This window comes from Streptomyces sp. NPDC040432 (assembly GCF_055595445.1).
Genome location: NZ_JBVIVP010000051.1, coordinates 1 through 7,571, shown reverse-complemented (window position 1 = coordinate 7,571; position 7,571 = coordinate 1). Strand labels below are relative to the sequence as shown.

General features: G+C 73.5%; 2 protein-coding genes. Both read left to right on the top strand.

Annotation, left to right across the window (positions count from 1 at the left end; all coding sequences use genetic code 11):
• Positions 1 to 6,048 (top strand): type I polyketide synthase (locus ACZ58N_RS38640; RefSeq protein ID WP_471170287.1); only part of this gene is annotated, 6,048 nt, incomplete at its 5' end.
• Positions 6,049 to 6,166: 118 nt separating this feature from the next.
• Positions 6,167 to 7,571, top strand: a 1,405-nt coding sequence (locus ACZ58N_RS38635; protein WP_471170290.1) for a type I polyketide synthase, incomplete at its 3' end; no start/stop codon positions are given.

Sequence of the window (7,571 nt, the reverse complement as noted above, 5' to 3'; positions counted from 1 at the left end):
CCGTTGCTCGTACCGCTCAAGCTGGACCTCGGCGCCCTCCGTGCGGCCGCGGGCGCCGGGATGCTCCCGCCGCTGCTGACCGGCCTCGTCCGCACACCCACCCGTCGGGCCGCCGGTGCCGTCGATGTCGACACTCCGGCCGCGGCGCTCATCGGACGGTCCGACACCGAACAGGCCGCTCTCGTACTGGAGATGGTGCGCACGCAGGTCGCGGCCGTGCTCGGCCACGCCGGACCGGAGGCGGTCGAAGCCGACCGGTCCTTCCGCGAACTGGGATTCGATTCACTGACCGCCGTCGAACTGCGCAACCTGCTCGGCTCGGCCACCGGCCTGAGGCTGCCGGCCACCCTCGTCTTCGACTACCCGACCTCGACGGTCCTGGCCGACCACCTGCGGACCGAGCTGCTCGGGGCGGTGCCCTCGCAGCAGGGGGCAGCGGTCGCCGTCACCGTCCGGGACGACGAACCCATCGCGATCGTCGGGCTGGGCTGCCGCTATCCCGGGGACGTGCAGTCGCCCGAGGACCTGTGGCGGCTCGTCCTCGACGGTCGGGACGTCGTCTCCGGGTTCCCCGATGACCGGGGCTGGGACGTCGAAGGCCTCTTCGACGCCGACCCCGGCCGGGAGGGCACGAGCTACGCCCGCGAGGGAGGCTTCCTCACCGAGGCCTCAGCCTTCGACCCGGCGTTCTTCGGGATCTCGCCGCGCGAGGCCGTCGCGATGGACCCGCAGCAGCGGCTGCTGCTGGAAACCTCCTGGGAGGCGTTCGAACGCGCCGGCATCGACCCGCGGTCCCTGCGCGGCAGCCGCACCGGCGTCTTCGCCGGCGTCATGTACCAGGACTACGCCTCCAGGCTCGCGGCACTGCCCGAGGGTGTCGAGGGGTTCCTCGGCACGGGCAACGCGGGCAGCGTCATCTCCGGCCGGCTGTCGTACACCTTCGGCCTGGAAGGGCCCGCCGTCACCGTCGACACGGCCTGCTCGTCGTCCCTGGTGGCCCTGCACCTCGCGGTTCAGGCCCTGCGGAGCGGCGAATGCTCCCTGGCCCTCGCCGGCGGTGTGACCGTCATGGCGACCCCCGCCGCCTTCGTCGAGTTCAGCCGACAGCGGGGCCTCGCCACGGACGGCCGCTGCAAGGCCTTCTCCGCCGACGCCGACGGTACGGGCTGGGCCGAGGGCGCCGGAGTCCTGCTGGTGGAGCGGCTCTCGGACGCCCGGAGGAACGGTCACCCCGTCCTGGCCGTGGTCCGGGGTACGGCGATCAATCAGGACGGTGCCTCCAACGGCCTCACCGCCCCCAACGGTCCGTCCCAGCAGCGTGTGATCCGTCAGGCCCTGGCCAACGCGGGCCTGTCGGCCGCCGAGGTCGACGTGGTCGAGGCGCACGGCACCGGTACGACCCTCGGCGACCCGATCGAAGCCCAGGCCCTCCTCGCCACCTACGGCCGGGAGCACACGGACGAACAGCCCCTCCGACTCGGCTCCATCAAGTCCAACATGGGCCACACCCAGGCCGCCGCCGGTGTCGCCGGCGTCATCAAGATGGTCATGGCGATGCGGCACGGGATCCTGCCCCGGACCCTGCACGTCGACGAGCCGACCCCGCACGTCGACTGGACGGCCGGCGCCGTCACGCTCCTGGATTCGGCAACGGACTGGCCGGAGACCGGACGGCCGCGCCGCGCCGCGGTGTCCTCCTTCGGCTTCAGCGGCACCAACGCGCACGTCATCATCGAGCAGGCCCCCGAACCGTCCGGACCCACGACACCGCCCGCACCGACCCGGACGCCGGGCAGCCTGCCGTGGATCCTCTCGGCGAAGGACACCGTGGCCCTGCGCGACCAGGCCGCACGCCTGATCGCACACCTGGCCGCACACCCCGACCCGTCCCCGACCGACATCGGCTACGCCCTGGCCACGAGCAGGACCGGCCTCGACCGGCGGGCCGCCGTCGTCGCCGAGGACCTCGACGGCTTCCTGACGGGCCTCGCCGCACTCGCCGACGGCGACCGCTCGGCCCGCGTGCTGGAGGACTCTCCGACCACCGGGAAGCTCGCCTTCCTGTTCACCGGACAGGGCAGCCAACGCCTCGGCATGGGCCGCGAACTGTACGACGCCTTCCCGGTGTTCGCCGCGGCACTGAACGAGGTGGGGGAGCGGCTCGACCTCGGAGCGCCCCTGCGTGACGTCCTCTTCGGGACGGACGCGACCCTGCTCGACGAGACCCGCTTCACACAACCCGCGTTGTTCGCCGTCGAGGTGGCCCTGTTCCGGCTCTTCGAATCATTGGGTGTGACACCGGACTACCTGGCCGGTCATTCCATCGGCGAGATCGCCGCCGCCCACGTCGCCGGGGTGCTCACCCTCACCGACGCGTGCGCACTGGTCTCGGCCCGTGCCCGGTTGATGCAGGCACTGCCGACCGGCGGTGTGATGATCGCCGTCCAGGCGTCGGAGGCGGAGGTTCTGCCGCTGCTGACGGACCGGGTGAGCATCGCGGCGGTCAACGGTCCGCAGGCGGTCGTGATCGCCGGTGACGACGATGCCGCCACTGCCGTCGCCGCCTCGTTCGCCGACCGGAAGACCAAGCGGCTCACGGTCAGTCACGCGTTCCACTCGCCGCACATGGACGGCATGCTCGCCGACTTCCGCAAGGTGGTCGAGGGCCTGTCGTACGGTGCTCCGCGCATCCCGGTCGTCTCCAACCTGACCGGCGCGCTGATCACCGACGGTGAGATGGGTTCGGCGGAGTTCTGGGTGCGGCACGTCCGCGACACGGTCCGCTTCCTCGACGGCGTCCGCTCCCTGGAGGCCGCGGGGGTGACGACGTACCTCGAACTCGGGCCCGACGGGATCCTCTCCGCCCTCGCCCAGGACTGCCTCACCCAGGACGACGCGGCCCGCTTCGCGCCCGCCCTGCGCGCCGGCCGCCCCGAGGAAGCCACCCTCGCCACCGCTCTCGCCCACGCACACCTGCGGGGCACCGCCGTCGACTGGGAGACGTACTACTCCGGCACCGGCGCCCGCCGCGTCGACCTGCCCACCTACGCCTTCCAACGGCAGCGGTACTGGCTGGAGGCACCCGCCGAGGCCCTCGCGGGCGATGTCGCCTCCGCCGGACTCGGCGCGACCGCCCACCCGCTCCTCGGGGCCGCGGTCGACCTCCCGGACTCGGACGGGTTCCTCTTCGCCGGGCGGCTCTCGCTGCGCACCCACCCCTGGCTGGCCGACCACCGCGTCGCGGGCACCGTCCTGCTGCCGGGCGCCGCGCTGGTGGAACTGGCCGTCCGCGCGGGCGACCACGCCGGCTGCGGCCGCCTCGACGACCTCCTCCTCGAAGCGCCCCTGGTCCTGCCCGAGACGGGCGGAACACAGCTGCGGCTCGCCGTGGCCGCGCCCGACACCCACGGACGCCGCGCCCTCCAGGTGTACTCGCGCCCCGAACAGGCCGCCCCCGACGAGCCGTGGACCCGGCACGCCGACGGCGTCCTCGCCCCCGAGGCACCCGACACCGACACCACCACCGCACCGCTGGAGGAGTGGCCGCCGGCCGGAGCCGTCGACCACCCGGTGGACGGACTGTACGAGGGCTTCGACGCCATCGGCCTCGGCTACGGGCCGGCCTTCCGCAACCTGCACCGCGCCTACCGGCTCGGCGACGACGTGTACGCCGAGGTCGCCCTCGCCGCGGACCGCCTCGCGGAAGCCTCCCCGTACGGCCTCCACCCGGCGCTCCTCGACGCGGCCCTGCACGCCGTCGGAATCGGGGAGTTCTTCCCCGAGGGCCCGCAGGGCGCCCGGCTCCCCTTCTCCTGGGACGGCGTACGGCTGTACGCGGCCGGCGCCTCCACCCTGCGCGTACGGATGGCACCCGCCGGCCGGGACGCCGTCGCACTGACCCTGTGGGACGGGGCGGGGCAGCCCGTCCTGGACGTCGACTCGCTCGTCCTGCGTCCCCTCGCCGCCGACGCCATCGCCACCGGACCCGCCCGGGACGCCCTGTTCCGGATCGACTGGCCGGCACTGCCGCTCACCGCCCCGCCGGTCACCACGACGGCGACACCGACCGGCAGCCGATGGGCGCTGCTCGGCACGGACCCGCTCAAGGTGGGCGCGGCCCTGGCACGGGCCGGAATCCTCGACGATCCGACCGAGGTGACCCACGCCGACCTGGACGCCCTCGGCGAAGCCTTCGACCTCGCCGACGCCCTGGGGGAGGAGACACCGGATACGGTCCTCGTCACCCCGGCCACCGACCTCGCACCGACGGACCCGGCCACCACCGCCCGCGCCGTGACCGGCCACGCCCTGGAACTGGTCCAGGGCTGGCTGGCCGACGACCGGTTCGCCGGGGCCCGGCTCGCCGTCGTCACCCGCGGCGCCGTCGCCACGGACCCCGAGGGGGACGTCACGGACCTCCCGCAAGCAGCGGTGTGGGGCCTGGTGCGCTCCGCGCAGGCCGAGCACCCCGACCGGTTCGTCCTGATCGACCTCGACGAGGAGGACGGCTCCCACGCGGCCCTGCCCGCGGCACTCACCACCGACGAGACCCAACTCGCCCTGCGGAGCGGCGTCGTGCACGCCCCCCGCCTGGCCCGCGCGAGCCTCACCGCGCCCACCTCCCCGCCCGAGCCCCCGCAGTCCGAAGCCGCCCCCACCGGTCGCGGCCCGAACCCCGACGGAACGGTCCTGATCACCGGCGCCACCGGTACCCTCGGCGGCCTCCTCGCCCGACACCTCGTGGCCGAGCACGGCGTACGACACCTGTTGTTGACCAGCCGCCGGGGCGGCGCCGCAGCCGGCACGGGCGAACTCACCGACGCCCTCACGGCGGCGGGAGCCCGGGTCACCTGGGCGGCCTGCGACACGGCCGACCGGAACGCCCTGGCCGCACTGCTGGATTCCGTACCGGACGCCCGTCCGCTGACAGCCGTCGTGCACACCGCCGGTGTCCTCGACGACGGCACGGTCACCTCACTCACCCCCGAACGCGTCGCGAAGGTGCTGCGACCCAAGGCCGACGCCGCCTGGAACCTGCACGAACTGACCCGGGAACTCGACCTGGCCGCGTTCGTCCTGTTCTCCTCCGCGGCAGGCGTGTTCGGCAACGCCGGGCAGGCCAACTACGCGGCCGGCAACACCTTCCTCGACGCGCTCGCCCAACACCGCCGGGCACACGGACTGGCGGGCCTGTCGCTCGCCTGGGGCCTGTGGGACGACGAGGCGGGCATGGCCGCCACCCTCGACGACCAGGACCGGCAGCGTCTCGGCCGCGGCAACATGAACGCCCTGTCGCAGGATGACGGGCTGGCCCTCTTCGACGCCGCCCTGCGGGACTCGACGGCCCCCCGGGACGACCACGAACCGCGGACCACGAGCCTGCTCGTGCCCGCCCGCATCGACCTGGCCGCCCTCCGGGCCCAGGCCGGCGACCACGTCGCACCCCTGCTGCGCGGCCTGCTCCGCGCACCCGTACGCCGCAGGACGAGCGGCGGCGCGACCGCGGACGCCCCCGGATCGACGGCGCGGCGACTGGCCCAACTCCCGCCCGCCGAAAGGGACAGGGTGCTGCTCGACACGGTCTGCACCCACGTCGCCCAAGTACTGGGCCACAGCGGCACGGCGGCCATCCAGCCGGGCAGCGCCTTCAAGGAACTCGGCTTCGACTCGCTGACCGCCGTCGAACTGCGCAACAGCCTCGGCGCGGCCACCGGGCTGCGGCTCCCCGCCACGCTCATCTTCGACCACCCGACGCCCGAGCAACTCGCCGGCCACCTGCGCACGGCACTCGCCCCCGACGGCGACGGCCCCGTCGTGTTCGACGAACTCGACCGACTGGAAGCCGCGTTGGGGGCGGCGGAGGCGACGGACGCCGACAGCGTCACCCGGTCACGCATCACGATGCGCCTCCAGGCCCTCATGGCCAAGTGGCACTCCGGCCAGGGCACCGGCCGCACCGCCACCGACGAGGCCACCGACGACGACCTCGACACGGCAACCGACGACGAGCTCTTCGACCTGCTCGACGACGAACTCGGCGCTTCCTGAGCCGACTCGTCACCGAGCCCGCCGGGCGCGGCACCACCCGTGCCCGCCCGGCACCCCCGACCACCACGGACAGATCCGTAACCCGTACGACCGCCTCTCTGGCATGGAGCCCACGCACATGGTGAACGAGGACAAGCTTCGCGACTACCTCAAGCGGGCGACCGCCGATCTGCGCCAGGCCCGCAGGCGGTTGCGCGAAGTCGAGGAACACAACCAGGAGCCCATCGCGATCGTCGCGATGAGCTGCCGCTACCCCGGTGGTGTCCGCACCCCCGAGGACCTGTGGCAGCTCGTCGCCGACGGCCGTGACGCGATCTCCGGCTTCCCGGCGGACCGAGGCTGGGACGTGGAGACGCTCTACGACGCCGACCCCGACAGTGCCGGATCCAGCTACGTCAGCGAAGGCGGCTTCCTCTACGACGCCGCCCGCTTCGACCCGGCACCCTTCGGGATCTCCCCGCGCGAGGCCCTGGCGATGGACCCGCAGCAGCGGCTGCTGCTGGAAACCTCGTGGGAGGCGTTCGAGCGGGCCGGCATCGACCCGACGTCGATGCGCGGCAGCCGGACGGCCGTCTTCGCCGGCGTGATGTACCACGACTACACCGCCCGCCTGGACTCCGTCCCCGAGGGCGTCGAGGGCTTCCTCGGCACCGGCAGCTCCGGCAGCATCGCCTCCGGGCGGGTGTCCTACACGTTCGGCCTGGAAGGCCCCGCCGTCACCGTCGACACGGCCTGCTCCTCCTCGCTGGTCACCCTGCACCTCGCGGTGCAGGCCCTACGGGCGGGGGAGTGCTCCATGGCCCTCGCCGGCGGTGTCACCGTCATGGCGACACCCGCCACCTTCACCGAATTCAGCCGCCAGCGCGGCCTCGCCGCCGACGGCCGCTGCAAGCCCTTCGCCGCCGCCGCCGACGGCACCGGCTGGGGCGAGGGCGTCGGCATGCTCCTCGTCGAACGACTGTCCGACGCACAACGCAACGGGCACCCCGTACTGGCCGTGATCCGCGGCAGCGCCATCAACCAGGACGGCGCCAGCAACGGCCTCACCGCCCCCAACGGACCCTCCCAGCAGCGCGTCATCCACCAGGCCCTCACCAACGCCCGCCTCGCCGCGGCCGACGTGGACGTGGTCGAAGCACACGGCACGGGCACCACCCTCGGGGACCCCATCGAGGCACAGGCCCTCCTCGCCACGTACGGCCAGGACCGGCCCGAGAACAGGCCGCTGCTCCTCGGCTCCATCAAATCCAACATCGGCCACACGCAGGCCGCCGCAGGCGTCGCGGGCATCATCAAGATGGTCGAGGCGATGCGCCACGGCATCGTGCCGAAGACCCTCCACCTCGACGAGCCCACCCCGCACGTCGACTGGAACGCGGGCGCCGTCTCCCTGATCGGCGAAACCATCGCCTGGCCCCGTACCGACGCCCCGCGTCGTGCGGGTGTGTCGTCGTTCGGGTTCAGTGGGACGAATGCGCACGTGATCGTGGAGCAGGCGCCGGAGGTCGGGGTGCCGGAGGTCG